This window comes from Erwinia sp. CGal63 (assembly GCF_037026505.1).
Classification (GTDB): domain Bacteria; phylum Pseudomonadota; class Gammaproteobacteria; order Enterobacterales; family Enterobacteriaceae; genus Erwinia.
In genome coordinates, this window is the sequence record NZ_JAKUMN010000001.1 from 1,831,917 (window position 1) to 1,857,572 (window position 25,656).

The 25,656-nt window shown below is 58.2% G+C and carries 23 protein-coding genes; 4 read left to right on the forward strand and 19 right to left on the reverse strand.

Going from position 1 to position 25,656, the window contains the following annotated elements; translation table 11 throughout:
* Genes MKZ79_RS08340 through osmF form a run of 3 tightly spaced genes read right to left on the reverse strand, consistent with a single transcriptional unit; the run spans position 1 to position 3,022 of the window.
* Complete coding sequence (locus MKZ79_RS08340) at positions 1-933, reverse strand: ABC transporter ATP-binding protein (RefSeq protein ID WP_336141192.1); 933 nt, start codon at positions 931-933, stop codon at positions 1-3.
* The gene (locus MKZ79_RS08345) at positions 930-2,090 is read right to left on the reverse strand and encodes an ABC transporter permease (RefSeq protein WP_336141195.1); all 1,161 of its coding nucleotides are present in this window, start codon (positions 2,088-2,090) and stop codon (positions 930-932) included. The genes MKZ79_RS08340 and MKZ79_RS08345 overlap by 4 nt, the downstream gene beginning before the upstream one ends.
* A gap of 14 nt (positions 2,091-2,104) precedes the next feature.
* Positions 2,105-3,022 carry a glycine betaine ABC transporter substrate-binding protein OsmF gene (gene osmF / locus MKZ79_RS08350; RefSeq protein ID WP_336141197.1) on the reverse strand — a complete coding sequence of 306 codons (918 nt, stop codon included), beginning with the start codon at positions 3,020-3,022 and terminating at the stop codon, positions 2,105-2,107.
* 184 nt (positions 3,023-3,206) lie between these two features.
* On the opposite strand from osmF, the gene MKZ79_RS08355 reads away from it, so the two are divergent.
* The gene (locus MKZ79_RS08355; protein ID WP_336141198.1) at positions 3,207-4,685 is read left to right on the forward strand and encodes an MFS transporter; all 1,479 of its coding nucleotides are present in this window, start codon (positions 3,207-3,209) and stop codon (positions 4,683-4,685) included.
* Here MKZ79_RS08355 and idi read toward each other — a convergent pair.
* The 12 genes from idi to MKZ79_RS08415 form a co-directional block, all read right to left on the reverse strand.
* A complete protein-coding gene (gene idi / locus MKZ79_RS08360) occupies positions 4,666-5,214 on the reverse strand; it encodes an isopentenyl-diphosphate Delta-isomerase (RefSeq protein WP_336141200.1) in 549 nt (182 codons plus the stop codon). The genes MKZ79_RS08355 and idi overlap by 20 nt on opposite strands.
* Positions 5,215-5,299: 85 nt before the next feature.
* A complete protein-coding gene (locus MKZ79_RS08365; protein WP_336141201.1) occupies positions 5,300-6,403 on the reverse strand; it encodes a suppressor of fused domain protein in 1,104 nt (367 codons plus the stop codon).
* Between the two features lie 138 nt (positions 6,404-6,541).
* Positions 6,542-7,819 (reverse strand): hypothetical protein, encoded by a 1,278-nt coding sequence (locus tag MKZ79_RS08370; RefSeq protein WP_336141202.1) that lies wholly within the window; start codon positions 7,817-7,819, stop codon positions 6,542-6,544.
* A 57-nt stretch (positions 7,820-7,876) separates the two neighbouring features.
* Entirely contained in the window at positions 7,877-8,752 is an 876-nt protein-coding gene (locus MKZ79_RS08375) for an oxygenase MpaB family protein (RefSeq protein ID WP_336141203.1), read from the reverse strand.
* Positions 8,753-8,836: 84 nt separating this feature from the next.
* Positions 8,837-9,529 carry an amino acid ABC transporter permease gene (locus MKZ79_RS08380; protein ID WP_336141205.1) on the reverse strand — a complete coding sequence of 231 codons (693 nt, stop codon included), beginning with the start codon at positions 9,527-9,529 and terminating at the stop codon, positions 8,837-8,839.
* 15 nt (positions 9,530-9,544) lie between these two features.
* The gene (locus tag MKZ79_RS08385) at positions 9,545-10,249 is read right to left on the reverse strand and encodes an amino acid ABC transporter permease (protein WP_336141208.1); all 705 of its coding nucleotides are present in this window, start codon (positions 10,247-10,249) and stop codon (positions 9,545-9,547) included.
* Between the two features lie 46 nt (positions 10,250-10,295).
* The gene (locus MKZ79_RS08390; protein ID WP_336141209.1) at positions 10,296-11,114 is read right to left on the reverse strand and encodes a transporter substrate-binding domain-containing protein; all 819 of its coding nucleotides are present in this window, start codon (positions 11,112-11,114) and stop codon (positions 10,296-10,298) included.
* A 17-nt stretch (positions 11,115-11,131) separates the two neighbouring features.
* The gene (locus tag MKZ79_RS08395) at positions 11,132-11,869 is read right to left on the reverse strand and encodes an amino acid ABC transporter ATP-binding protein (RefSeq protein ID WP_336141211.1); all 738 of its coding nucleotides are present in this window, start codon (positions 11,867-11,869) and stop codon (positions 11,132-11,134) included.
* Entirely contained in the window at positions 11,862-12,443 is a 582-nt protein-coding gene (locus tag MKZ79_RS08400) for a peroxidase-related enzyme (RefSeq protein WP_336141212.1), read from the reverse strand. Before MKZ79_RS08400 ends, MKZ79_RS08395 begins: the two co-directional genes overlap by 8 nt.
* Complete coding sequence (locus MKZ79_RS08405; protein ID WP_336141214.1) at positions 12,440-12,922, reverse strand: CMD domain-containing protein; 483 nt, start codon at positions 12,920-12,922, stop codon at positions 12,440-12,442. The genes MKZ79_RS08400 and MKZ79_RS08405 overlap by 4 nt, the downstream gene beginning before the upstream one ends.
* A complete protein-coding gene (locus tag MKZ79_RS08410) occupies positions 12,919-14,379 on the reverse strand; it encodes an NAD(P)/FAD-dependent oxidoreductase (RefSeq protein ID WP_336141216.1) in 1,461 nt (486 codons plus the stop codon). The genes MKZ79_RS08405 and MKZ79_RS08410 overlap by 4 nt, the downstream gene beginning before the upstream one ends.
* Positions 14,380-14,624: 245 nt before the next feature.
* Entirely contained in the window at positions 14,625-15,581 is a 957-nt protein-coding gene (locus tag MKZ79_RS08415; RefSeq protein WP_336141220.1) for a LysR family transcriptional regulator, read from the reverse strand.
* A gap of 211 nt (positions 15,582-15,792) precedes the next feature.
* On the opposite strand from MKZ79_RS08415, the gene MKZ79_RS08420 reads away from it, so the two are divergent.
* Positions 15,793-16,278, forward strand: coding sequence for a GNAT family N-acetyltransferase (locus MKZ79_RS08420; protein WP_336141221.1), 486 nt, complete (start codon positions 15,793-15,795; stop codon positions 16,276-16,278).
* Positions 16,279-16,308: 30 nt separating this feature from the next.
* Here MKZ79_RS08420 and bglX read toward each other — a convergent pair whose 3' ends face one another.
* Positions 16,309-18,606: a beta-glucosidase BglX gene (bglX, locus tag MKZ79_RS08425; protein WP_336141223.1), complete on the reverse strand. Its 2,298-nt coding sequence runs from the start codon at positions 18,604-18,606 to the stop codon at positions 16,309-16,311.
* 149 nt (positions 18,607-18,755) lie between these two features.
* Between bglX and dld the strand changes: the two genes are divergently transcribed.
* Positions 18,756-20,492 (forward strand): D-lactate dehydrogenase, encoded by a 1,737-nt coding sequence (dld, locus tag MKZ79_RS08430; RefSeq protein ID WP_336141224.1) that lies wholly within the window; start codon positions 18,756-18,758, stop codon positions 20,490-20,492.
* 121 nt (positions 20,493-20,613) lie between these two features.
* Here the strand turns inward: dld and MKZ79_RS08435 are convergent, their stop codons facing one another.
* The 3 genes from MKZ79_RS08435 to MKZ79_RS08445 all read right to left on the reverse strand — a co-directional run bounded on the left by MKZ79_RS08435 (position 20,614) and on the right by MKZ79_RS08445 (position 24,849).
* Positions 20,614-23,049: a DUF3772 domain-containing protein gene (locus MKZ79_RS08435; RefSeq protein ID WP_336141225.1), complete on the reverse strand. Its 2,436-nt coding sequence runs from the start codon at positions 23,047-23,049 to the stop codon at positions 20,614-20,616.
* An 85-nt stretch (positions 23,050-23,134) separates the two neighbouring features.
* On the reverse strand, positions 23,135-24,082 hold the full coding sequence (gene pbpG / locus MKZ79_RS08440; protein WP_336141226.1) for a D-alanyl-D-alanine endopeptidase: 948 nt from the start codon (positions 24,080-24,082) through the stop codon (positions 23,135-23,137).
* A 179-nt stretch (positions 24,083-24,261) separates the two neighbouring features.
* Positions 24,262-24,849 carry a Yip1 family protein gene (locus tag MKZ79_RS08445; RefSeq protein WP_336141227.1) on the reverse strand — a complete coding sequence of 196 codons (588 nt, stop codon included), beginning with the start codon at positions 24,847-24,849 and terminating at the stop codon, positions 24,262-24,264.
* A 219-nt stretch (positions 24,850-25,068) separates the two neighbouring features.
* Here MKZ79_RS08445 and MKZ79_RS08450 point away from each other — a divergent pair, with 219 nt between their 5' ends.
* Positions 25,069-25,644: a DedA family protein gene (locus MKZ79_RS08450; protein ID WP_336141229.1), complete on the forward strand. Its 576-nt coding sequence runs from the start codon at positions 25,069-25,071 to the stop codon at positions 25,642-25,644.
* Positions 25,645-25,656 lie beyond the last annotated feature (12 nt).

Here is a 25,656-nt window from a genome sequence, read left to right on the forward strand (position 1 = left end):
TTAATCCCCTTTCTGCCGCAGCAGATCGGCGAAATGCAGCACGCCCAGCGGTTGTTGCCCGCTGTCCCGTACCGCCAGCCGATCGGTGCCGCGCGCGATAAAGACCGACAGCGCTTCTCTCAGCGTCAGGCTGGCCGCGATGCCTTCCTCTTCCAGCCACTCTCCGCGCCGCGCCGCTTCGCCAGCCAGCCTCTGCGACAGCAGCCGAATGCCCCATTCGCTCTGGCCGAAAAAGCGCCGAACGAAATCGCTGGCTGGTTGGGTCAACAGCTCTGTCGGCGTGCCCTGCTGTACAATCCTGCCGCCGTCCATCAGCACCAGCCGATCGGCCAGCGCCAGCGCTTCATCGATATCGTGCGTCACCAGCACGATAGTTTTGCCGGAGAGCTGATGAATACGGGCAAGCTCCTGCTGCAGCGCGGCGCGCGTGACCGGATCGAGCGCGCCGAAAGGCTCGTCCATCAGCAACACCTCCGGATCGGCCGCCAGCGCTCTCGCCACGCCGACGCGCTGCTGCTGACCGCCGGAGAGCTGATGGGGATAGCGATGGCGAAAAGCCTCTTCCATATTCAGCAGCGCCAGCAGCTCGCTGACGCGTTCGGCTATCCGCGCCCTGCTCCAGCCCAGCAGCGTCGGCACGGTGGCGATATTTTTCTCTACCGTCCAGTGGGGAAAAAGCCCCGTCGACTGAATCACATAGCCCATCCGGCGGCGTAAAGCCTGCGGATCGAAGCGCCTGATCTCTTCGCCGCCAAAGCGAATCGCGCCCGTATCGTGCTCCACCAGCCGGTTAATCATCTTCAGCGTGGTCGATTTGCCGCAGCCAGAGGTGCCAATCAACACCGTCAGTTCGCCTTTAGCGATACGCAGCGTCAACTCGCTGACCGCCGCTTTGCCTGCAAAATGTTTGCTCACGCCCTGAAATTCAATCACTGAACTTGTTTCCCGGTTATGGAGAGTAAAAGCTTAAACAGCGCGTCCACCGCTACCGCCAGCGCGATGACGGGGATAACGCCCAGCATCACCAGATCCAGCGCGCTGCTGAGCAGCCCCTGAAAGATAACGGCGCCAAAGCCGCCAGCGCCGATCAGCGCGGCGATAACCGCCATGCCGATAGTCTGTACCGCCGTGACGCGCAGCCCGGTCAGCAGCACCGGCAGCGCCAGCGGCACCTCGACCTGCCAGAAAATTTGCCGGCCGCTCATGCCCATTCCCCGCGCGCTTTCCGTCACCGCGGTCGGCACGTTCTGCAACCCTGCCACCACGCTGCGCACCAGCGGCAGCAGCGCGTAAAGCACCAGAGCGAGCAGCGCAGGCGCCATGCCGATCCCGCTGATGCCGAGCGAGGCCAGCGCCGGAAACTCGCGAGCCAGGCCGCTGAGCGGCGCGATAAGCAGGCCGAACAGCGCAACGGAAGGCACGGTTTGAATAATATTCAGCGTGGCGAACACCGGGGACTGAATGCCCGGACGACGGCAGCAATACCAGCCCAGCGGCACGCCGATCAGCAGCGCCGGCAACAGCGTGCCGCCGAGGATCAGCAAATGCCGACCAAGCGCCTGGTCGAAAACTTCCTGCCGGTTAGCGTACTCTTTCAGCAGCGACAGCGCGTCAAGCTCGCCGCTCAGCAGCAGAAAAATAACGGGCAGCCAAATCTGGCCGTTCAGCAGTAAGCGCCACAGCGGATGTTGCGTAAGGCGGCTGACGGCATCCGCCGCAATCAGTAACGCCAGCGCAGAGGCCAGCCAGAAGCCGCTGCCGTAAGAGGTTCTCGCCAGCGGATGTCCCTGCTGGGCCAGCGAAGCCGCCGCAAAACCGCCTGCGGCGACCATGACGATAAACAGCGCCTCGCTACAGCACAGCGTCAACACAGGCCCGATGCGCCGCTGCGGCAGAAAGGCCAGCAGCATCAGTAAAACGGCGGGCAGCAGCAGCAGCCAGCCGAGGCCGTTCGCTATCTGCCCCAGCGCGACGGCCTGGCCGGAAACCAGTCGGTTTGGCGCCCAGTTAAGAAAAGGAAGCGCGACAAGCGCTGCGGCCAGCAGCAGCGCCAGCGTCAGCGCGACGCGGTTATAAACCCGGATAGTCATCCTGCAACGCGCGTCTACAGCTTTTTCTGCTGCAGGTAGTCGGCGGCCACTTGTTTGGCATCCATTCCTTCCACGGCGATTTTGGCATTCAGCTGCTGGAGCGTCTGCTCATCCAGAGAGGCGAAAACCGGCTGCAGCCAGTCGCCGATCTGCGGATAAGCTTTCAGTACCGCCTCGCGGATCACCGGCGTTGGCGCGTAAACAGGCTGCACGCCCTGCGGATCGCTCAGTGTTTGCAGACCAAGCGCCGCTACCGGGCCATCGGTGCCGTAAGCCATTGCGGCGTTGACGCCGGACGTCTGCTGGGCGGCCGCTTTCAGCGTTACCGCCGTATCGCCTCCCGCCAGCGAGAGCAGCTGATCCTGGCTCAGCTTAAAGTTGTAGGCGCGCTCAAAAGCGGGCAGCGCGTCGGGCCGCTCGATAAATTCCGCCGAGGCGGCCAGCCGGAATTCGCCGCCTTTTTTCAGATAAGCGCTCAGGTCAGCCAGCGTGGCCAGCTTGTTCTTTTGCGCCAGCTCGCCGCGCACCGCAATCGTCCAGCTATTGTTGGCAGGCGAAGGCGTCAGCCAGATCAGATGATTTTTCTCGCCGTCGAGCTTTTTCACCAGCTGATAGCCCGCCTGCAGGTTCTTCCAGGCCGGATTTTTCTCGTCATGAAAGAAAAAGGCGCCGTTGCCGGTATATTCCGGATAGATATCCAGTTCGCCTGCGGTAATCGCGCCTCTGACCACCTGAGTGTTGCCCAGCTGGATTTTATTCACCGTCTTGACGCCGTGCTTGTCCAGCACCTGCAGAATAAGGTTGCCCAGCAGCGAGCCTTCCGTATCGATTTTCGAACCCACTTTTACCGCTTCCGCCGCCTGCGCGCCGCCGGTCAACGCCAGCCATACCGTCAGCGCCAGCGCGCTGCCTAATCGGGTACCTTTTGCCATTTCGTCTGTTCCCTGTTGTCGACTCAGCTTCAAGAGTAGTCGAATTATTAATCGCTTAAAACTTCTTCTTTACAACCTCATACCGTTGCGCCATTTGGTTGTAACTTATAACCAGCCGGAATTTAACTCTGTTATGACCGGGAGTATGCTCACCTACCCCACACTTAAAAATGAACCTGACGCCATGACTGACTTATCCTCTTCGGCTCATATCGCTACGGCAGGCAGCGAGCCTGCGGGCGAGATCTTCACTCTTCGTCAGGCTGCCGACGTTTCAGCGCTGGTCAACAACAGCAACCAGGCGCGCAACAACGCGCATATCGTTATCGCTATCGCGCTGGGCGGCGTTTTTTTGGACGCTTACGATTTGGGCGCGCTGGCGTTCGGCATGAAAGACGTCACCAAAGAGTTTGGCCTGACGCCGACCGGCGCCGGCATGGTAGCTTCCGCCATCGCTTTCGGCGCTATTGTCGGCGCGCTGATCGGCGGCTATCTCACCGATAAAATCGGCCGCTACCGCGTTTTTATGGCCGATATGTTTTTCTTTGTGGTGGCTGCGCTGGCATGCGCCTTCGCGCCAAACGAATATGTGCTGACCGGCGCGCGTTTCGTCATGGGATTGGGCGTCGGTATCGACCTACCGGTTGCGATGGCTTTCCTGGCCGAATTTTCAAAGCTAAAGGGACGAGGCAATAAAGCCGCCAGTATTGCTATGTGGTGCCCGACCTGGTATGCCGCGATCTCCGTCTCTTATCTGCTGGTGCTTTTTTTCTACGCGGTGTTGCCGGAAGCGCATACGGGCCTGTTGTGGCGTATCATTCTCGGCTTCGGCGCCGTGCCCGCGCTGCTGATTATCGCTATCCGCAGCCGCTATATGAGCGAATCGCCGGTCTGGGCGGCCAATCAGGGCGATCTGCACGGCGCCGCCGCGATCCTGCGTCGCTCCTGGGGGATTAACGCCCGGGTGGCGAAAGAGGCCGATTTGCAGCCTGTTGCGCCGGTTCGCCGCGCCGGCTGGCGCAACTATGGCGAATTATTTAAGGGCGTTTACCTGCGCCGCACGCTGCTTGCCGCAGTCACCGCCATCGCTTCCGCCTTCGCCTATAACGCCGTCGCCTTTGGCCTGCCGGTGATCCTTTCCAGTTTTCTGGCCCAGTCGATGCTGAGCACTATTCTGGTTTCGCTGGCGCTGAATCTGCTGTTCGCCTTTGTCGGCGGCCTGCTGGCGGTGCGTCTGGTGCCGCGTTTCGGCGCCTGGAAAATGACGGTGACGGGCTACGGCTGCCAGTTTATCGCGCTGCTCGGTCTGGCGCTGATTGGCCGACCAGATGACGGCGCGCAGGCGGCGGTTTCCATTGCCATGCTGGCGCTGTTTCTGCTGGGCCAGGGGTTCGGCCCTGGCTCTCATACCATGACCTTAGCGTCGCTGAGTTATCCGACTTCGCTGCGCGGCGTGGGCGTTGGGATGAACCAGACGCTGATGCGCGGCAGCTCAACCCTGTCGCTGTTTCTCTTCCCGCTGCTGTCGGCGGCGCTGGGCACCAATGTCTTCTGGATTATCGGCCTGGCGCCGCTGGCGGGATTACTGGCGCTGCTGCTGGTGCGCTGGGAGCCTTCAGGCTATGACGTGGATGCCGAAGATTTCAGGCCGGCTGGTTCGTAGCGGCGCGGGTAAAGCGGGCGAATTCAGCGGGGATGCGCGCAAAGGTAAGCAAAAACCAGGGCGTAAAACGCTCCGGATGCTCGGCGATTTCCTGGCGGATTTCCGCCAGCGAGGCGTAGCGCCAGTCGTCCGCCTCTGCCGGATTAGGCTGCGGTAGCTCGTCGCTCAGGGTAAACCAGACGTGGCCATACTCATGCTCGATCAGGCCGTTGTCCAGCGGCAGCCGGTAGCTGAGTTCAAACATCGGGCTCAGCGTCAGGCTCAGCCCCATCTCTTCGTACAGGCGTCTTTCCGCTGCGTCGCGCGTCGATTCATCGGGATAAGGATGGCCGCAGGTCGTATTGCTCCACAGCCCGCCGCAGTGATATTTGCCGCTGGCGCGCTTTTGCAGCAGAAGCTGATGGCGAGAGTTAAAAACGTAAACGGTTACCGCACGATGCAGTAGCCCTTTCTGGTGAACCTCAAGCTTTTCCATGCGACCTATGGCGCGATCCTGACCGTCGACCAGGATGACTTCAATTGCAGACATGCACACCCCTTCAGAGTAATCTCTGATAATTGTGGCATATCTTCCGTCACCCTGGCTGAAGAAATTCGTGCGGAAGTATGAAGGTTTACTTAGCGGGTTCCACCAGCTCGGGCCGCGCCCGAAAAATATGATTGTTGCCGGATTCAGTAAAACGTTCCACTAACGCCTGGCCGCCACGCGGCTCTTCTTCCACAAATGCCTGCTCGGCCGCGGTCACCGGCGTTGTCCATAGCAGCGTGACCTTATCGCCTTCGCGCGGCGGCAGCCGGACAGCGTCGCCCAGCGCGGCGGAAAGCAGAAAACCTTCAAAGCCGACCGGCGCGACGGCAGAAGAGAGCGTATGACCTTCGCCCAGCCAGCTCAGGCGCGCCCAGGGAAAATGCGCGAAGCCCGCCAGCGCGCTGGCCATCTGCACCGCGTTTTCTTCGCTCATCACTTCGGCGTCGATCGCCATCGCCAGCTCGATGCGGCGATGATCGGCCGCCTCTTTATCCTTGTAGAGAAAATCGATCCACGGCATCGGACGAATGCTCATGCCCAGCGTCAGGAAAAACCAGCTGCCCTGATGGTAGTGCTGCGAAATCGCCATCGGCGGCCAGCTGCCCTGATCGATGGCGTAATATTTCAGCGATTCGCCGTAGTGCGTCTCATAACAGCGCAGTATCTCGCGCTGGATCGCTTCCCACGGCTGACCATCCTGCCAGTCGCGCCAGAAAAGCCGATCTTTTTCCGCACGCGCGTACCAGCTGTTGGTGGACGCGGAGCCGAGCGGCGCGGTCAGACGATTCTCTTTAATACAGCCGGCCGAAAAGCTGACCTGCTTATCCTGATAGAGGCTCCAGCCAGGAATAACCGCCAGCAGCTGTCCCTGATACCAGAGCGACGCGCCGTCGTCGCCGGGCGTCCAGACAACCTGTAGTCCGGCGGGATGCAGAATCGGCTCGGCTTCCAGCGTGCGGCAATATTCCGCGCTGAGCAAAGGCGGCACGCCCTGCTCCATCGCGGCGATATCTTCCTGCGCGGGCGCGGGCAGCAGGTTTCTCAGCCAGCAGCCGCGTACGGGGAACTGACCGCGAAACGGCTCGGCGGGACGAAGATAGAAATAGGCGGTGCGCTCATCCTGCTCAACCGTGGCAATAAGGGTTTGTTGCTGATTAAAGACTTCAGCCAGCCGGTACGTCTGTGTCATAGCGCCTCGACAAGGGTTCAGGGGCATCCCAATCCCGGAGAATAGAGCAGGATGCCCGCGCGCGCCATGTTACAGCAAGGGTAAAACTCTCAAATTTCGCCTTATCCTGTTGAATAACCGGCACGTCCCCGTTGCCGACTATTGCCGTTTGATAGCGCCACTGGAAAGCGCTTTTACCATTTCGCCGTTAGCGAAGCAGCGCAGAAAATAATCCGGCGAGACGGTATAAAAGCTTCGGTTATCGTCGGCATTTTTGGTTGGGCAGGTTACCAGTTCGCCGATAAATTTTTGCTCCACCGACTGAAACAAAGGATGGCCTTTGGTAGCAAAAGACCAGCCGTTATAAAAAGCGATGGCGTCGGAAACTCTTAATTCTTTCAGCAGCAGCGTAATGTCATAATTAATCCACTTCAGGTTATCTGATTTCAGCCCATCGTTAACGATAAAAAGTTGATTATTATATGTCGCCTGACCTTGATGAAAAAAGATAGCCTTACGGGAATTTCCTGATAACAGGGGATTCGCTGCCAGCACCGCGTCTGTTATGGTCAGATCAACCGCAGGCGAAGTCATATGGGCGAAGAAATCATATCGACGAAGCAGAGCGAAATACTTGTGGTAATCATTGTAAATAATTTCATTAATATCTTTACTCAGAGAAAGCTTGCCAGCATTTTCGCTATAAAAAAAGAGAGTATTAATAGAAATTAACTGCAGCACATTATCAGGGATCAGTGACCTGACTATATTTGAATAGCTTTTCTCTTCCGGTTTAGCGTAAGAAAACCTGTCGCCAGGCGAAAAGTTATCCGCTATTCCTTTTAAAAGATGATAGAGAACGCGCATGTAGGGGCTAAAGACAATATGGCCTCGGATAAGATCGGTCACTTCCCCTGCCGTGCAGAGTTTGCCGTTTTCGGTTAAGGCATTCAGGTTGTTGAACCTTTTACCCTGTTTTGACTCAAGGTAGCTGAGGACAAGCGTCAGCTGGCGGTTATGCTGCTCCAGCAGCAGCGTAAAGCGGCGATCGAAAGCATCCTGCTGATTTTTCTTTTCGTTTTTATCATTGCTGCGTTGCGCGGAAATAGCGGCCGAGGCGGCCGAGAAAGCAGCGAGAGCCGTAGCGAAGGTCGTTAACACCTCAAAGGGTTTATCTGAGGAATAGACGCCCTTAATAAAATAAAAAATGACACTCGCCAGCGCCAGCCATACCAGCAAAACGCATAATAAATCTGCAATCCTTCTGTCGCTGGATAAATTATCTTTTTCAGGCGGCTTTGCCGTTATCACTTTATCCGCCAGCGCGAGCGCCTTCCCGCTTAGCCACGTATTTTTCTCGATTCGCTTTGCCAGCGAATTAACGTACAGAACATTTTTTTCCCTGAGAAAAGTTGCCCATTCTGACAGATATTTCATTTTGCTACCCCGAAAGTGTCATTTGCTGGCATTAGAGTATGCAGAGAGAGGCAGAAATTAACAAACTTCACGTCCCATTCGCTTCATTGCCCGATAGTAACCACCGCGCCGCACGCACCAACGCAGCCCGGCGGCGAGCCATTTCATCCGTTGCTGAATCAGCTTTCGCCGCCAGCCCGGAAAGTCGAAGCCAAACTGCTGCTGAGCCCATTCCGGCAGCAGTTCAATGCCCGCCATCATCATGGTGCGCATCGCCGGACGCGCCTGCCAGCTCGGCGCAGGCGTCTGCAGCAGAATGTTCAGCACTTCCCTGGTGCGCTCGTCACAGCGCAGCTGCGGCCGCATCGCCGTCAGATACGCTGCCACTTCGTCTGCTGTTTTCGGAACCTGCCGCGCGCCCAGCGCCTCGGCTACTCTCGCCGCTTCGGCGTAATAACGATTCTGCTCCTGCAGGCTTAAATCAGGGTTTTTATAGCGCAGATGGGCGGCCAGGAAACGACTGGTTTCCGCTACGTGTACCCAGGTCAGCAATGCAGGATCGCTGGCGGCGTAGGCGTTGCCCTCATTATCCACGCCGTTAATTTTTAAATGAATGCGCTTAACGCGCTCAATTAAGGTATGGGCGTCCGCCGTGTTGCCGAAGGTGGTGACGGCGATAAACTGGCTGGTGCGCCGCAGTCTGCCGAACATATCTTCGCGGAAGGTGGAGTGATCCCAGACGCCCGCCAGCGCCTGAGGATGCAGCATCTGCATCAGCAGCGCCGAGATACCGCCGCACAGCATCGAAGAGAAGTCGCCGTGAACCTGCCAGATAGTGCTGTCCGGCCCGTAAAGACCGGGATCGCCCGGCGGCTGGCTGAGGTCGAAGTCGTTCATCGCCAGACCGTTAAGGCGAAAGACCTGCTGCTGGATCCTGTCTCTGAGAGAAAGCATAACGCTCCACGAATAAAAAAACCGGAAGCGCTGAACGGCGGCTTCCGGCCTGGTTTTGCCTTAGCTTAACAGTTTTCGCCAGCCTCAGGTACGCACCCTGAGCGCCGCCTCGATCTTATCGGCCAGTTTAGTCACTGCCCACGCGATAACCATATAGAACACTACCGCTACCGCAAAGGCTTCCAGATAGTAAAAGTTCAGTGCGGCAGTCAGCTGCGCCTGCGCGAAAATATCCACGACTTCGATGGCGAACGCCAGCGACAGCGCTTTCATAATCACCATAAACGCGTTGGCGAGATCCGGGATTGCCGCCACGATCATCTGCGGAAACAGCACCCGTCGAAACAGCTGGCCGCCGGTGTAGCCCAGCGAACGCGCCGCTTCAGCCTGACCTGCGTCGAAGGAGTTCAGCGCCCCTTTCACCACTTCCGCCTGGAAAGCGGCCATGCAGGCGGTCAGCGCGACGATAATAATGACCCAGCCGGGTACGGCGTGCGCGTTATAGTCAATACCGAACAGCGAGACGACAAAATGCAGCGCCGGCGGCAGGCCATAGTAGGCCAGGAAAATCACCACCACCATCGGCACGCCTTTAAAGGCAACCTTATAGGTCACTACCAGCTGGCGCAGCAGCGGCAATTTTTTATGTTCCACCAACGCGAACAGGCCGCCGAGCAGCGTGGAGAAAATAAAAATGGTCAGCGCCATCGCCAGCGTAACCGGCACCGCGTCCAGAATGCTCCAGAAGTCGGGCAGCAGCAGATCTAACTCAAACATGATTTTCTCTCTTTATCAGACGCTTGCCGTAAACCTGACCTTCGCCGTGTCGCTTTTCGCGCCCCAGGCGTGGCGACGTTCAAAGAAGCGCACGATCAGCCAGGCGATCAGGCAAAGCAGCGAATAAAGCACCGCCAGCACCAGGTAAGTGCCGAACTGATACTGGTTATAATCGCGTTCCATAATCAGGTGGGCGGTAGCCATAACATCGGCCGCGCCGATATACATAACCAATGCCACATTGTGGATCAGATAGATAAGGGCATTACCGTAGCCGGGCAGCCCGACATGCAGCGCCTGTGGCCCAATGATGCGGGTCAGCTTCTGGCGAAAGCTATAGCCGAGGCTGTCCGCGGCGTCATGCTGACCGCGTTCGACCGCCAGAAAGGCGGGCCGCATTACTTCGGAAAGGTAGCCGCCGTGATAAAGGCTCAGGCCCACCATTGAAGCCGTGGTCGCCGAGAAAAAATCGTCCAGGCCGAACGCACCGGCAATCAGCGGCAGACCGTAAAAGGCTACGAACAGCTGCAACACGACCGGCACGCTGCGCGCGTAGGAGACGTACAGATCGGCAAACAGGCTCAACAGCGGTATTCTGCGCACGCGCAGCGCGGTGGCCGCCAGCGCCAGAAAGAAACCGGCGATCAGCGCGACAAACACAATCGCAAGCGTCAGCGGCAGCGCCGACAGCAGCTCGGGGATCATGGCGGAGAGGTTCATGCAGGACTCCTTTTATCGCCCGGCCGTCAGCAGCCGGGCGAAGCAATTACTTCATGTATTTGACGACTGGCTCGCCAAACCACTTCTGCGACAGCTTATCGAGCGTGCCGTCATCCTTGAGTGCTTTCAGCGCCTTCGTCATATCCTCGTTCAGCGCTTTGTTCTTATCGGACTTATGGATCAGTACGTATGTGTTGTTAGTGACCACCGGCTCGCTCGCTTTAATGGCCAGTTTCTGGTTATCGATCACCGTTTGCTCGCCCAGATTTGACGGCAGGATCAGCGCGTCATATTTGCCGTTCTGGACTTCCTTCAGGCGATCCGGATAGGGAATACCGGCGCTGGAGGCCTTAATGGTGATTTTGTCGTCCGGATTATCCTGCTGCCACTGGGTGACGAATTTATAAACGCCGCCGCCAGCGGTTACGGGCACGATATTTTTGCCGACCAGATCCTTCATGCTGTTGATGTTGCTGTCTTTACGACTGTAGATCTTCATCAGGCTCGCGCCGATGGGCGCGTCAGGGATCAGGAACTGCTTGCTGCGCGCGGGCGCTTTGTAATAGCCGCCGGTTGCCATATCGTATTTGCCGGTTACCAGACCGGTCTCCTGCGCGATATCCGCCGCGCCTTCCATCACAAATTTATACTGCGGCAGTCTGGCGTTGATCGCCTTCAGCACGTCCGGCTCGTAACCCTGCGGCTCAACGCCGATAGCGCCCCACGACAGCGGTTTGGATTCCGCCGCGGTTGCGATTTTAATAGTGCGAACGCCGTCGGCGGCATGGGCGCCAAAAGCGGTAAACAGAGCGATGGCGACGCCGCCGGAAAAGGCCAGACGACGCAGAGTGGTGATTGCAGGCATAGTATTTCCTTTTATTATCAGAGTTCGCGTTCGGCGTTCAGGAAGCGGGCGAGGCGCGGCAGCGTCGGCTTATCGAAAATCGCTTCCGGCGAGCCTTCAGCGGCGACGACGCCCTGATCCATAAAGACGATGCGGTTAGAGATGCTTCTGGCAAACTGCATTTCATGGGTGACCAGCAGCGAAGTGATGCCGGAAGAGGTGACGTCTTTAATCACTTTCAACACTTCGCCGACCAGCTCCGGGTCGAGGGAAGAAGTCGGCTCGTCAAACAGAATTACGTCCGGCTTGACCGCCAGCGCGCGGGCAATGCCCGTACGCTGCAGCTGCCCGCCGGAAAGCTGCGAAGGATAGTGATGCTCTTTGTTGCCGAGGCCAACACGCGCCAGCTCCTGCCGGGCGATAGCTTTCGCTTCCTCTTTGGTTTTGCGTTGCACCACCACCAGCGGGTCCATCACGTTTTCCAGCACCGTCATATTGCGGAAAACGTTGAACTGCTGGAAAACCATCGCGGTTCTGAGGCGGATCGCCTGCACCGCGCTTTTGTTAACCGCCTGATAGTCCATACGGATATCGTCAAAGGCGATAGAACCGGCATCGGGCTTCGCCAGATAGTTAATACAGCGCAGCAGCGTGGTTTTGCCGGTGCCGCTGGGGCCGATAATAGAGACGACGTCGCCGCGATTGACCGAAAGATTGACGCCTTTCAGAATCGGGTTATTGCCGTAAGCGAGCTTAATATTATTAAGTTCAAGCATTTGCAGACCCTTTTGCAGAAGAAGCATGGCCGAGCACGTGCATCAGGCGGTTGGCCCAGCCGAAGATAGCGATAGCGTGGATCAGATCGACAATTTCCCGATCGTCCATCCCGTGTTCGCGCAGCGCGGCAATATCCTCAGCCGTAGCCTGCGAAGGCGTCACCGACAAGCGGCAGGCAAAGCGATAGATCGCCGCATCGCGCGGGCCCAGCTCTTCCGGCCTGCTGAAATAAAGCGCGCTGACCACCTGCTCGCTTTTGCTCAGCTGAACATGACGACGCGCATGAACCACCGCGCAATATTTGCAGCCGTTAACGATGGAAGCGCCCAGCGCCCCCAGCTCGCGATCGGCGCGATTCAGACCGCCTTCCACGTACATAATGGCGTTAAACAGCACGGTGCGTGCGGTATAGCTTTCCGGGTCGTGCGCCAGCGTGCGGACATAGTCAGAAATTTTCTTGCCGGATGGCGTCACTTCCATCGCCGCGAGCTGCTCCTGCGTGGCGTCGGCTATGGCCAGCGGCGCGATATAAGGATGCCAGACCAGCGGCTTCAGGCGAACTAAAGGCGTCATGAAGACCTCATCAGGCGCAGCCCTGCGGCCACGCGCGTCTGGAAATTAACGAAAGCAATCAGCTCGGAAAGCGCGACAATTTGCGGATTGTCCAGCCCGGCTTTTTCCAGCTTGCGGATATCGTCGGCCTCTGCTTCGCTCGGCGTCAGCGTCACCAGATCGACATGGCGCACTATTGTCGCCAGCGGCTCCGCCAGCGAGGTTTCGCCTGCGGCAATCGCCAGCAGCGCTTCTGCGGGTTTTAACGCGGCCAGCTGCGTCTCGTAATCTGCCGTAAGCGCTGCGTCGTTGTTCAGCGTCGCCATACGACACGCCAGCGCAACCCGCAGTTCTTTCGCCAATCCCTGCTCGTTCGCAGGCTGCAGCACGGAAAGGCGACACTGCTCCGCGCCCTGCACAAACTCGGGCCGAAAGCGGCGGGCGTTGAACAGCGCCTCGTCCGGCGCTAAACCGGCGGCTTTATCGATAGCGTCAATCACAACGCGTTCTCCTGTAGCAAAGGGGTGGAATCCGTCCATTCGTCGCCTTCCAGCTCGGGCTTGTCGTAAGCGACCAGGCTGGCGAAGTGGCTGTCGACATCCTCGGCGAACAGCGAGGCTGTGATGCCGCGCACCAGACGATCCGCGCCAGCGCTCACCGCCGGAATATCGCCGGAGACTTTGCCGTGCGTTAGCATGGCAGCGTCGTTGAAGCAGTAAATATGCGCCAGCAGCGGACAGCTACCCGCCACGCGTTCGCGAAATTCGAAAGATGGCCCTAAGTCCGGCGCGTCCGTCATGCCCGCGCGCGGCGCGCCCATTTCCGGCTGATAACGACCGTCGGCCCAGCTGCGAATATGCGGCGCGATAGCGGCAAATTCCGGGCGACCGTTAAAACTATTGGTGAAGCCGGTGGCCGCAATCAGATAGTCGTAGCGCATCTCGCCCTGGGTAGTTTCGATAAGCAGCCCCTCTTTTTCCTGCTTCACCGCCCTGATGCCGCAGTTCAAAAAAAAGCGCGCATTGGCGTGGCGGGAAACGCGCAGCGTAGAAGAGCGCGGCGGCGGCGTTTGGGTCGTTGCGGTGTAGTCGACGAACTTCCATTTCCAGGCGTCCGGCAGATGCTGCATGCCGTGCACCACGCCCTGGCTGCCGATGCCGGTCATCTTGTTGATGCGCGGCATCTCTTTGCGGCGAATTAACAGATCCACCGCGCCTGCGCCTGCTTCCAGCGCCGTCGCGGCGTTGTCCATAGAAGAAGCGCCCGCGCCGATCACCGCCACGCGTTTGCCTTTCAGGGCATTGAAATCGATATCGTCCGCAGAGTGCGCCCAGTAAGCGCGATCGACGTCTTTCAGGAAATCGGGCACGGCGAAGCCGCCCAGTCCTGAACGGCCGGTCGCCAGCACCAGCCGACGAGCGTAAATTTTGTCGGTGGCAAAGCCTTCCAATTCCAGCGCAATCAGGTCGTCCTGCTGGCTGATGCCGGTCATGCGCACGCCGTTGCACACGGGCAGCTTCAGCACGCGGCGATACCAGACCAGGTATGCCATCCATTGATCTTTGGGAATTTTATCCAGCGCCTGCCAGGCTTCGCTGCCATGCTGCGCGATAAACCAGGCGCGGAAAGTGAGCTGCGGCAGGCCCAGCGCCGGGCCCTGCAACGTTTTAGGCGAGCGCAGCGTCTCCATTCTGGCAAAGGTGACCCACGGCCCTTCCTGTCCGGCCACGGCCGCGTCCAGCGTTAGCACATTATCAATGCCGCTCAGTATCAGCTTTGCCGTCGCCGCCAGTCCGCACATGCCTGCGCCGATAACCACGACGTCATGCACCGGCTCGCCCTGGTAAGTGCGCGACGGCACCCAGGATTTGGCGGGTAGCTCAAGATACTCCAGATCCTGCTGAAGCTGAGCCTCAAGAGCGGCCAGCCCGGCTAACGATTCAGCGTGCGCCATCATAATAATCCCTGGTTTATTCCCGAGTCGGGAGCGTTACAGCGGCTGGCGTAGTCGCACCGGCCGGTCGCCTTTAATGATTCCGTTACCACATAATTGCGCATTAACTATCACAAATACGCATAGTAACGGCTGAGGTCTGGAATCATCCTTTTCACAGCGGTGAGCGTCAAGCAAAACGCCGCTGAAGGGATCGACCTATTTCTTATAACTTATGCCGGAAAAGATATAAGGCGTGGACGGTTCGCTTAGTCCTGATTGATTAAACGCATAATGCGAGGATGCTCGCTGGCTGCAAACTTTTGAAAGAAAGGAAGAAGCTCACTGGCTGCGGTTTCCAGCGCATCAATCAACGCCTGCGCGGCGGCGGAAAGCTGACGGCCCTGCGGCGTAATCACGCCGAAAAAGTAAGGGATATCTTCGTCCAGCGCGCGGATAGCGACGCCTTCCAGCGGCATGCCCCAGGCCGTTACCGGTTCCAGAATAGCCACGCCTAATCCGGCCCGCACACAGGCAAGAATATTGGCGGAGGAGTTAGTTTCAATGGTTTCATGCGGCGGCGTTTTCAGCTTTTTTAACGCTTTGGCAAAACGTCCGCGCAGACGCTGTGGGTGCCACGGCGCGATTAAACGTCGTCCGGCCAGGCTGGCCAGCGCGACCTGCTGCTGCCGTGCCAGCGGATCGTCCTGCGGCAAGGCGACAACGCAGCGCGACTGCCCGATCCAGTGCAGCTGCACCGCATGGTGCTCCAGCGGCAGGCTGCACAGACCCACTTCCGCTTCGCCGGTAATCACGGCATGGGCAGTTTGCTCGGCGGATTCGCTGAGGATCTGCACCTTGTTCTGTAGCCCCAGCGTAGAGAGCGCCTGCGGCAGCAGTCCGGCAGCCAGGGCTGGCGTGGCCACGATGCTGAGCGGACGATGCTGCTGCTGGCCTATCTCCTGCGCGCGCAGCCGAATTTGCTGCAACGACAGCAGCGCTTTTTGCACGTACTGATGCAGCTGCAGCGCCTCTTCCGTAGGATGAATACGCGGCCCGTTACGCAGGAAAAGCGGATAGCCCAGCGTCTGTTCCAGCTCCTGAATCAGGCGCGACACCACGGGCTGCGAACGGTTCAGCGTTCTGGCGGCGGCGGTGACGCTGCCGGCGGCGATCACCGCGGCAAAGGCTTCCAGCTGTTTCAGATCCAAATCTTGTAGGCTCATACGGCGCGGGTTTCCTGACTGAGTGAACGCTTCCGCCAACTGGCGGAAAGGCCTCATCATAGAGTGACTTAGCCAGCCTGGCTACCGGCAACCGCGATTTGTTCCGGGCTTATATGCCTGCCGGGATTATGGATAAAAGTGATAGCGCTTAATTCCTTGCGCAATAACCTTTATGCTTGTCCGCTTCAATCCGCAGGAGAAAAGAAAAGCCATGAGTATCTCTATCCGCCAGGCTCGTCCGGCAGACGCGCAAACCATCTATGACATGATTTATGAGCTGGCCGTCTATGAAAAAGCGCCGGAAGAAGTGGTAACTACGCCGGAGGAAATTCGTGAAACGCTGTTTGGCGCAGAGAGCAAAACCGAAGCGTTGATTTGCGAAGTGAACGGCGCGACCGTCGGCTACGCGGTATTTTTCAGCAGCTATTCCACCTGGCTTGGCCGCAACGGCATCTACCTGGAAGATCTCTATATTTCACCTGACGCGCGCGGCAACGGCGCGGGCAAGGCGCTGATCCGGCATATCGCGCAGCTGGCCGTACAGCGTCGCTGCGGCCGCCTGGAGTGGAGCGTGCTGGACTGGAATCAGCCCGCCATCGATTTCTATAAAAGCATCGGTGCCGAGCCGCAGAGTGAATGGGTGCGTTATCGCCTGGCCGGCGACGCGCTGGTGAACTTTGCCGAAGGCGGCAAGTAAAAAAAGAGGCGAATACTCGCCTCTTCCGTTTTACAGGTAATCGAACTCGGCGTCGCTGGTACGCACGGAATCCAGCCCGATCATCACGCTGAACTTGCCTGGCTCCGCCACCTGCTGCATTTTGGCGTTCCAGAAGCTTAGCGCTTTCACATCAATCGGGAAGGTCACGGTCTGCGACTCGCCCGCCTTCAGCATGATGCGCTTAAAGCCCTTCAGCTCTTTTACCGGACGGCTGATGCTGGCGACCTGGTCACGCAGATACATCTGTACCACCGTCGCACCGTCCAGTTTGCCGGTATTGGTCACCGTCACCGAAGCGTTGACCGTGCCGTTACGCGGCATGGTTTTCGCTGAAAGCTTCACCGGCGAAACCTTAAAGCTGGTGTAGCTCAGGCCATAACCAAACGGATAAAGCGGGCCGTTTTCCGCGTCGTAATAGTGCGATGTGTACTTATTCGGCTTCGCAAAATCATACGGACGACCCGTGTTCAGATGGTTGTAGTAGATCGGGATCTGGCCAACCGAACGCGGGAAGGACATCGGCAGCTTGCCGGACGGATTGTAGTCGCCGAACAGCACGTCCGCGATGGCGTTGCCGCCTTCGGTGCCGCTGAACCAGGTTTCCAGCAGCGCATCCGCCTCGCGGCTCTGTTTAACGATAGCCAGCGGACGGCCATTCATCAGCACCAGCACCAGCGGCTTGCCGGTCGCCTTCAGCGCGCTAATCAGCGCCTGCTGCGAAGGCGGAATGGTGATATCGGTGCGGCTGGAAGCTTCATGCGCCATACCCTGCGCCTCGCCCACCACGGCCACCACCACATCCGATTTTTTCGCCGTCTCAACGGCTTCGTCCAGCATCTGCTGCGGCGTACGCGCATCCACCGTCACCGCTTTTTCATACAGGTTCAGGAAGTCCTGAATGCCTTTGTTGTCGCTGACGTTAGCGCCTTTGGCGTAAAGCACCGTCGCTTTTCCAGCCGTGGCGTTTTTCATGCCTTCCAGCACGGTCACGGACTGCGAAGCAACGCCGGCCGCCGACCAGCTCCCCATAATGTCACGCTGGCTGTCGGCCAGCGGCCCGATCAGCGCAATGGTGCCCGATTTTTTCAGCGGCAGCGTCTCAAGGCGATTTTTCAGCAGCACGATGCTTTTGCGGGCGACATCGCGCGCTTCCGGCCGGTGCAGGCGGCTTTCGGCATTGGTGTCTTTGGGATCGCTCTGCGCCGGGCCAAGATGGCTGTAAGGATCGTTAAACAGCCCCATATCATATTTCACGTTCAGCACGTGACGGGTCGCGTCGTCGATATCCGCCATGCTGACCGCGCCGCTTTTCACCAGATTCGGCAGGTACTTGCTGTAGTATTCGTCGCTCATGCTCATATTGACGCCGGACTGGATAGCGACACGCACCGCATCCTGCGGATCGCTGGCGACGCCGTGCTTCATCAGCTCTTTGATGGCGCCGTGATCGCTTATGGTGATGCCTTTAAACTTCCAGTCGTCACGCAGCAGATCCTTCAGCAGCCAGCTGTTAGAGGTGGCCGGCACGCCGTTAATGGAGTTCAATGACACCATCACGCCGCCGCTGCCCGCGTCCAGCGCCGCTTTATAAGGCGGCAGATAATCCTGGGCCAGCCGCTGCGGACTCATATCCACCGTGTTGTAGTCGCGACCGCCTTCCACCGCGCCGTAGGCGGCGAAGTGCTTTACGCTGGTCATCACCGAATAGCGATCCGCCGGGCTTTTGCCCTGCATCGATTCCACCAGCGTGCGCCCCAGTTCCGAAGTCAGGTAAGTATCTTCGCCGAAGCCTTCCGATACCCTGCCCCAACGCGGCTCGCGCGTCACATCCACCATCGGCGCCCAGGTCATATTCAGGCCGTCGTCCGCCGCTTCATAGGCCGAGACGCGCCCTACCGTCGCCACCGCGTCCAGATCCCAGCTGGCCGCCAGCGCCAGCGGAATAGGGAAAACGGTACGCTGGCCATGCACCACGTCATAGGCGAAAAACAGCGGAATTTTCAGGCGGCTGAGCTGCATCACCTGATCCTGCATCGCACGAATATCCTGACGAGTGACGGTATTAAAAATCGCGCCGACCTGCTCATGCTTGATCATCTCCCGGATCGCCTCTTTCGGGTTATCCGGCCCGACGCTGATTAGCCGAAGCTGGCCAATTTTTTCATCCAGCGTCATTTTTTGCAGCAGATCGCTGACAAAGGCGTCGCGGGCTTCGGGCGTCAGCGGATGCTGCCCGAAATTGCCGTCGGCAAAGGCTGGCTGCAGCGCCAGCGCGACGGCAAAACTAACAGAACAAATCCATTTCATCAGGTTGGTTTCTCTCAGGTGAACGGCTCGGACGGAAAGCAGCGAGTGTGCCATAAGTTGAGAATAGCAGGTAGTTTTCAGGCTGTTAAAGCCCGTAATGATTCAGCGATGCTAAAGTTATGGCGTGCGTAAAAAAAGGACACATGGATATGAACAGACCCTCACCGACCGGCCGCGCGCTGGTTTCTGAACTGGCGCGCATCGTCGGGCGCGCTCATCTGCTGACCGATCCGCAAAAAACCGAACGCTATCGCAAAGGCTTTCGCTCCGGCGAAGGCGAAGCGCTGGCGGTGGTGTTCCCCGGCACGCTGCTGGAGCAGTGGCGAATCCTCCAGGCCTGCGTAGCGGCCGACGCTATCGTGCTGATGCAGGCCGCCAATACCGGTTTGACCGAGGGGTCGACGCCTAACGGCCATTACGACCGCGATATCGTGATTATCAGCACGCGCCGCATGGATAAAATTCAGCTGCTTAACGAAGGTAAACAGGTGCTGGCGTTTCCCGGCAGCACGCTCTGGCAGCTGGAGAAAATCCTTAAGCCGCTGGGCCGCGAGCCGCATTCGGTGATCGGCTCCTCCTGCATCGGCGCGTCGGTGCTGGGCGGCATTTGCAACAACTCCGGCGGTTCGCTGATCAAGCGCGGCCCCGCCTATAGCGAAATGGCGCTCTATGCGCAGAAAGACGCCAGCGGCAAGCTGACGCTGGTCAATCATCTGGGAATCGAACTGGGCAGCACGCCGGAGCAGATCCTCGGACGGCTGGACGATGACACCTGGCGGCCGGAAGATGTCAGAAACGACCAGCGCCACGCTTCGGATCACGACTACGCCGACCGCGTGCGCGAGGTGGAAGCGGATACGCCTTCGCGTTTTAACGCCGATACGCGCAGGCTGTTTGAAGCGTCCGGCTGCGCGGGCAAGCTGGCCGTGTTCGCCGTGCGGCTGGATACCTTCGCCAGTGAGAAAGCACAGCAGGTTTTTTATATCGGCACCAACCGGCCCGAGGTTTTGGATGAACTGCGCCGCCATATTCTTAGTCATTTCAGCGAGCTGCCGGTCGCCGGCGAATATCTGCATCGCGATATGTTCGATATCGCCGAAGTTTACGGCAAAGATACTTTTGTGATGATAGATAAGCTTGGCACCGACAAAATGCCGCTGTTTTTTGCCTTGAAAGGCCGCGCCGACGCACTGTTTAAGCGCTTCTCTTTTATCAAACCCAATTTTACCGATCGCGCGCTGCAGAAAATCAGCGGCCTGCTGCCCTCGCACCTTCCGCGTCGGCTTAAGGCTTATCGCGATCGCTTTGAGCACCATTTGATGCTGAAAATGGCTGGCCCCGGCGTGGAAGAAGCGCGCCGCTATCTGCAGGACTATTTCCGCGCGGCGGACGGCGAATTTTTTGAATGCACGCCGGAAGAAGGCGGCAAAGCCTTTCTGCACCGTTTCGCGGCGGCGGGCGCGGCCGTGCGCTATCACGCGGTGCATCAGCAGGAAGTAGAAGATATTCTGGCGCTGGATATCGCTTTACGCCGCAACGACCGCGACTGGTTCGAGAAACTGCCGCCGGAGTTTGACGACGCGCTGGTACATCGGCTCTATTACGGCCATTTTTTCTGCCACGTTTTCCATCAGGATTACATTGTGAAAAAAGGCGTGGACGCGCACGCGCTGAAAGAGAAGATGCTGGAGATCCTCGCAGAGCGCGGCGCGGAATATCCGGCCGAGCACAACGTCGGCCATCTTTATCAGGCCAAACCGCAGCTGAAAGCTTTCTATCAGCAGCTCGATCCCACTAATAGCTTTAATCCCGGCATCGGGAAAACCACTAAAGCGAAAAACTGGATGGCGTGCGGCTGCGGGAAAAACCCGGAGCGCCATCTGTAGGGGTTCAGCCTTAAAGCCGGTCATTAACTGAACTGACCTTAACGCATTAGCCAGGCTAAAATCGGTACGAACACTACCTTTTCGTACCGATTTAATAGCGCTGGCTTAAGCCGCAAGCGCCTTAAGCCTCGCCGTCCTGCACCACCACTTTCTGTCCATTGCGCTGCTCGACAATCATCGTCTGCGGCGTGGAGAGCACGATGCCCTCTTTACGCAGCCGCGTCAGAATATCAAACAGCAGATCGCTTTTCGCACCGGAGACCTGGCGCGGGCTGGCGACGTTACCGGTCACCGCCAGCACGATGCCCGCTGGCGTCAGATCTTTAAACGTCACCGACGGATCTGGCGTCTCCAGGATACGCTCGTTCTCAATATAGACATCCAGCAGGAGCTGGCGCACTTTCACCGGATCGATATCCAGTGGGAAAGTCAGCGTAATGGTCGCTACGCCCTGCGCGTTGCCCATAGTGGCGTTACGTACGTTTTGCGAAATAAACTGCGAGTTGGGCACGATGACCGTGGATTTGTCGCCCAGCTGAATTTCAGTGGCGCGCACGTTAATGCGGCGAATATCGCCTTCAATGCCGCTGATGCTGACCAGGTCGCCGACTTTCACCGGACGTTCGGTCAGCAGGATCAGGCCGGAGATAAAGTTTTTAACGATCTCCTGCAGGCCAAAACCGATACCGACCGACAGAGCGCTGACGATCCAGGCCAGCTTATTCCACTGCAGGCCCATCACCGACAGCGCCAGCAGGATCACCAGTACGTAGCCCACGTTGCTGAACAGCGTGATCAGCGAGACGCGCATCCCGGTATCCATGGTGGTTTTCGGCAGGAAATCTTGATCCAGCCAGCGCTTGACGGAGCGCAGCACATAGATGCCGACAATCAGGCACAGCAGCGCGTTAAGCACGTGCGCCGGAACGATATTCAGCGATTCCAGGCCCTTGCCGCCCCAGAACTCAATGGCTTTCTGCACCAGCTCAATTGGCGTGGCGCTGCTGAAAGTGCCGTTAAGCAAGGCCATCGCGGCGATCAGCACCAGTACGGTTTTCCCCAGCGCGCCCAGCAGCGCGGCGACCTGAGAAAGATGGCGCTCATCGATATTCAGCGAGCGCTGGATACCTTTGCCGGTGGCGTTGCTGGTGGAGAAGAGCGATTCACAGGCGTCCGCAACCAGATGGCTGAGAATATAGAAAGAGCCGAACACGATGCCCGCCCAAATCAGCTCGTAGCTTAAAAAGCGCGCCAGCGTGACGTAGCCGATCGCCAGCGTGACCATAATCGCCACGCCGGTCAGGGTAATCGCCATCTGGATCAGGCCGACCAGCGTCGATTTCGCCTCCGGCTGCGCGCCTTCCAGCACCAGTTTGCGACGCACGCGGTTGGTGCGGAAGCTAATCGACAGCGCCGCCGCGCCAATCAGCAGCGCGGTAATGCCGTTCGCCAGAACAGTGGTGGCGACGCTGGTGTTGGCGCTGCTGTTAAGGTTTTCCAGCGCCTGAAAGAGAAACACCAAACCGGCCATTAGCGGCGGGAACGGCTTCAGCGCCAGCGCGACCTCGTTGGAAATGGTCGGCAAACGCCAGGAAGGTCGACGCGTGGAGAGAAACGCCCTGCCCAGACCGGCGATCAGCCCGCAGAAAATGCTCAGCCCAACCAGCTTGTCGGCGAATTCCCGCACGTCGTCCGTCACATCAGGATGACGGGTAAAGGCGAGGTTCAGGAAATTAAAGGCCAGCACAACCGCGGCGAGCGTGGTCAGCGCGATAGCGGCAGCAAGGAAACTGCGGCGCAGGCGCCCTTCCGGCAGGCGATGAATGCCGACCCACGCCAGAAACTCTTCCATATAGCGACGTCCGAAAGTCGCCGTCAGGCCAGCCAGCACAATCCAGAAAAGCGTCCCGACGCGCCACTCCGGCGAAGCCGCCAGCACCGCCGTATCCGCCAGCTCACCGAGGAACCCTTTTACCTTGTCGTTATCGCCGCTCTGTCCGTTGAACAGCGGCGCCCAGAAGCGCGGCCCCAGAATACTGCCCGCGTTCAGCGCCAGCTGGGTTTTTAGCGCGTCACGACGCAAATTGACGATCTGCGTGGAAAGGTTGACCGCGCCGGTTTTGATCGCTTCCGCCTGGCTGATCTGATCGTCGATTTTGCTTTTCTGGCTTTGCAGATTTTTACGTTTAGCCGTGACTTCCGCCGTCTCTTTGACGCCGCTTTCCGGCTTCGGCGCCGGGCCAAGCACCTCCAGCTGAGCCTGCAGCTGGGCGCGCTGTGGCGCAATCGCCTGCGCCAGCGTCTCGGCATCGCTGGAAAGCTCCAGCGCCATATCGTTCAGCGCGCTCAGTTTGCCATCGTTGCTTTCGCTGGAAACCTGCTGTTTGATTTTATCCAGCACTTTCTGCATTTTCGGCAGTTCAACGGCGGCGTTGATTTTGGCTGGCGCTTCAACGGCTGGCTCGCTGCCGTTATCGTCGGCGGCGTAAACCAGCGTCGGGGAAAAGACCAGCAGCGCCAGCAGACAGGCGCGGAAAAAAGTCGTTATTGTAGACATGAAGAGTTCCAGATATCAGCCCATCGGGCGGGCAAACGCGCGCTATTTTAGGCGCTTGCCCGTCCGAAAACCAGCGGATGTTTAACTATTCGATAACGTCGCTGTTACCGTCATTGCTGGCCATTTCAGAGGCCTTCTGCTTTTTATAGCTCAGCGCCGCAGCGGGAACCGGCGACACTTTGCCCGTTTCCAGCCAGCTACGCAGACGATTGGCGTCGGCAAAATGAGTATATTTTCCAAAAGCGTCCAGCACCACCAGCGTCACCGGGCGCTGCTTGATCACGGTGCGCATCACCAGACAGTGGCCCGCCTGGTTGGTAAAGCCGGTTTTGGTCAGCTGGATATTCCAGTCCGGACGATAGACCAGATGATTCGTGTTGCGGAACGGCAGGGTATAGGCTGGATTGGCGAAGGTCGCCATCTCTTCATGCGTGGTGCTCAGCTGGCCCAGCAGCGGATAGCGTTTGGTGGCGATCAGGAGCTTAGTGAGATCGCGCGCGGTGGAAACGTTTTGAATCGACAGCCCGGTAGGCTCTACATAGCGCGTATGGGTCATGCCCAGCTCGCGCGCTTTAACGTTCATCGCCCGGATAAAGGCGTCATAGCCGCCAGGATAATGGTGCGCCAGGCTGGCGGCGGCGCGGTTTTCCGAAGACATCAGCGCCAGCAGCATCATATTTTTACGGCTGATCTCGCTGTTAAGCCGGACGCGGGAGAAAACGCCGCGCATTTCCGGCGTATGGCTGATATCCACTTTCAGCATCTCATCCATCGGCTGATGCGCATCCAGCGCGACCATCACCGTCATCAGCTTGGTAATGGAGGCCATCGGCCGCACCAGATCGGGATGGCTGGCGTAGAGCACTTTATTGGTATTGAGATCGACAATCATCGCGCTGCCTGAGGCGATTTGCGGCTGTGAGAGCGACTCGGCTGCCGCTGCGCGCGGACTGGCGGCGGCCTGATGCGGGAAAACCTGTCCGGTAAAAAGCAAAGCCAGACTCAGAAGAGACAAGCGAATTTTTGCAGGCATTATTGAAAACTTTATTGGGTAGTGGTTCAGGTATGGTCGGGCCATACGCCGCCGCCGCACAATAGACGCCGCGCGGAAGCTGGCGGCGTTATCATACGCCTGAGGCTAATCTTTTTCCTAAGGGATATTCGTATCCGGGCGTTACCGATCCGCCGTCGGAAACCCGACGGCGGCGGCGGTCAGAACAGGCGGTAGCCGTAGCCCCAGAGGATAACGGTCAGCGCCATCAGCACTTCAAACACCAGCACGCCGATAGCCAGCGTGGAGCCGGAAAAGCGCAGGCCCTCTTCCCGGTCGATATTCAAAAACATCGGGATGCCGAGGTAAAGCAGATAGCCGGTATAGACCAGCGCCAGCGCGCCGACAAAGACGCACAGCCAGACCAGCGGATAGAGCGCCACCAGACCGCTGATAAAGAGCGGCGTGGCGACATAGCCTGCGAAAACGGTACAGCGCTGCAGGCTGGGCCGCTGCGGATAGTCACGCGCCATCCAGTGAATAACCCGGCCCATCACCGCTACGCCGCCCAGGATCAGCGCGTAAAAGAGAATGGCCAGGGCAAAGGCGTTAATCAGCGTCAGCTGCACGGTGCGCTGGGCGCCGAAATCCCAGCCGAGCTGGGTTGTGCCGATAAAGGCGCAGATCACCGGGATCAGCGCCATCAGTAAGACATGATGCGTATAATGGTGCGAGACGGTTTCGTTTTCTTGCCGGATATCGCGCATTTCACGGTCAGGATGCGCAAGAAGTCCCCAGACATGGTTCATATCTTCACTCCTTAATCTTCGGGAAGCCGCAGCGGGCTGGCGGGTCAGGATAAAGTATAAACGATGGTGAACTGTTTATTTTTTAAACGCGTACGCCGCAGGCTAAGCGCTTCTGTTTGTTACGAAAAAATTTACGCTTTCCGGCAACTTTTAACGCGCTATAGCCGTCAGCGTTTAGACTAAAGGCTTTCGGCGCATTTACCGCAGGAGCAAGGACAAATGGATATTACTCATCTGATCGAGCAGTACGGTTACGTGGCGCTGTTTTTAGGCTGTCTTGCCGAAGGGGAAACTTTTACGCTGTTAGGCGGCGTGGCGGCTCATGAAGGGCTGCTGCACTACGGGCTGGTGATCCTGGTGGCCATGGCGGGCGGCATCCTGGGCGATACCGCGCTCTTTTTTCTCGGCCGCTATTACGGCGCGAACATCCTGAAGAAATTCAAAAAACACCAAAAGCAGATAGATAAAGCCAACAGGCTAATCCGCAAAAAACCGGTGCTGTTTGTGATTGGCGTGCGCTTTATGTACGGCCTGAGGATTATCGGGCCGATTATTATCGGTTCCAGCCGCCTTAAGCCGCAAAAGTTTATGCTACTAAATGTGATTGGCGCGATGCTGTGGGCGGTGATATTCGTCTCGCTGGGCTACGTCGGCGGCCAGGTTATCGCGCCGTGGCTGCATAAACTGGATCATCATCTCAAGCAGATTTTCTGGGTGGCGCTGATCGTGGCGCTGGTCTGGGGCGCGAGAATGTGGTTTAAACGCCGGGCCGCGCGTCAGCCGGACAACGACTAAACTGGCAGCCAA

Excerpts from the sequence above, each read along its gene's own strand:
- MKZ79_RS08345 (WP_336141195.1), bottom strand. The coding sequence starts at position 2,090 with ATGACTATCCGGGTTTATAACCGCGTCGCGCTGACGCTGGCGCTGCTG.
- osmF (WP_336141197.1), bottom strand. The coding sequence starts at position 3,022 with ATGGCAAAAGGTACCCGATTAGGCAGCGCGCTGGCGCTGACGGTATGG.
- MKZ79_RS08355 (WP_336141198.1), top strand. The coding sequence starts at position 3,207 with ATGACTGACTTATCCTCTTCGGCTCATATCGCTACGGCAGGCAGCGAG.
- idi (WP_336141200.1), bottom strand. The coding sequence starts at position 5,214 with ATGTCTGCAATTGAAGTCATCCTGGTCGACGGTCAGGATCGCGCCATA.
- MKZ79_RS08365 (WP_336141201.1), bottom strand. The coding sequence starts at position 6,403 with ATGACACAGACGTACCGGCTGGCTGAAGTCTTTAATCAGCAACAAACC.
- MKZ79_RS08370 (WP_336141202.1), bottom strand. The coding sequence starts at position 7,819 with ATGAAATATCTGTCAGAATGGGCAACTTTTCTCAGGGAAAAAAATGTT.
- MKZ79_RS08375 (WP_336141203.1), bottom strand. The coding sequence starts at position 8,752 with ATGCTTTCTCTCAGAGACAGGATCCAGCAGCAGGTCTTTCGCCTTAAC.
- MKZ79_RS08380 (WP_336141205.1), bottom strand. The coding sequence starts at position 9,529 with ATGTTTGAGTTAGATCTGCTGCTGCCCGACTTCTGGAGCATTCTGGAC.
- MKZ79_RS08385 (WP_336141208.1), bottom strand. The coding sequence starts at position 10,249 with ATGAACCTCTCCGCCATGATCCCCGAGCTGCTGTCGGCGCTGCCGCTG.
- MKZ79_RS08390 (WP_336141209.1), bottom strand. The coding sequence starts at position 11,114 with ATGCCTGCAATCACCACTCTGCGTCGTCTGGCCTTTTCCGGCGGCGTC.
- MKZ79_RS08395 (WP_336141211.1), bottom strand. The coding sequence starts at position 11,869 with ATGCTTGAACTTAATAATATTAAGCTCGCTTACGGCAATAACCCGATT.
- MKZ79_RS08400 (WP_336141212.1), bottom strand. The coding sequence starts at position 12,443 with ATGACGCCTTTAGTTCGCCTGAAGCCGCTGGTCTGGCATCCTTATATC.
- MKZ79_RS08410 (WP_336141216.1), bottom strand. The coding sequence starts at position 14,379 with ATGATGGCGCACGCTGAATCGTTAGCCGGGCTGGCCGCTCTTGAGGCT.
- MKZ79_RS08415 (WP_336141220.1), bottom strand. The coding sequence starts at position 15,581 with ATGAGCCTACAAGATTTGGATCTGAAACAGCTGGAAGCCTTTGCCGCG.
- MKZ79_RS08420 (WP_336141221.1), top strand. The coding sequence starts at position 15,793 with ATGAGTATCTCTATCCGCCAGGCTCGTCCGGCAGACGCGCAAACCATC.
- bglX (WP_336141223.1), bottom strand. The coding sequence starts at position 18,606 with ATGAAATGGATTTGTTCTGTTAGTTTTGCCGTCGCGCTGGCGCTGCAG.
- dld (WP_336141224.1), top strand. The coding sequence starts at position 18,756 with ATGAACAGACCCTCACCGACCGGCCGCGCGCTGGTTTCTGAACTGGCG.
- MKZ79_RS08435 (WP_336141225.1), bottom strand. The coding sequence starts at position 23,049 with ATGTCTACAATAACGACTTTTTTCCGCGCCTGTCTGCTGGCGCTGCTG.
- pbpG (WP_336141226.1), bottom strand. The coding sequence starts at position 24,082 with ATGCCTGCAAAAATTCGCTTGTCTCTTCTGAGTCTGGCTTTGCTTTTT.
- MKZ79_RS08445 (WP_336141227.1), bottom strand. The coding sequence starts at position 24,849 with ATGAACCATGTCTGGGGACTTCTTGCGCATCCTGACCGTGAAATGCGC.
- MKZ79_RS08450 (WP_336141229.1), top strand. The coding sequence starts at position 25,069 with ATGGATATTACTCATCTGATCGAGCAGTACGGTTACGTGGCGCTGTTT.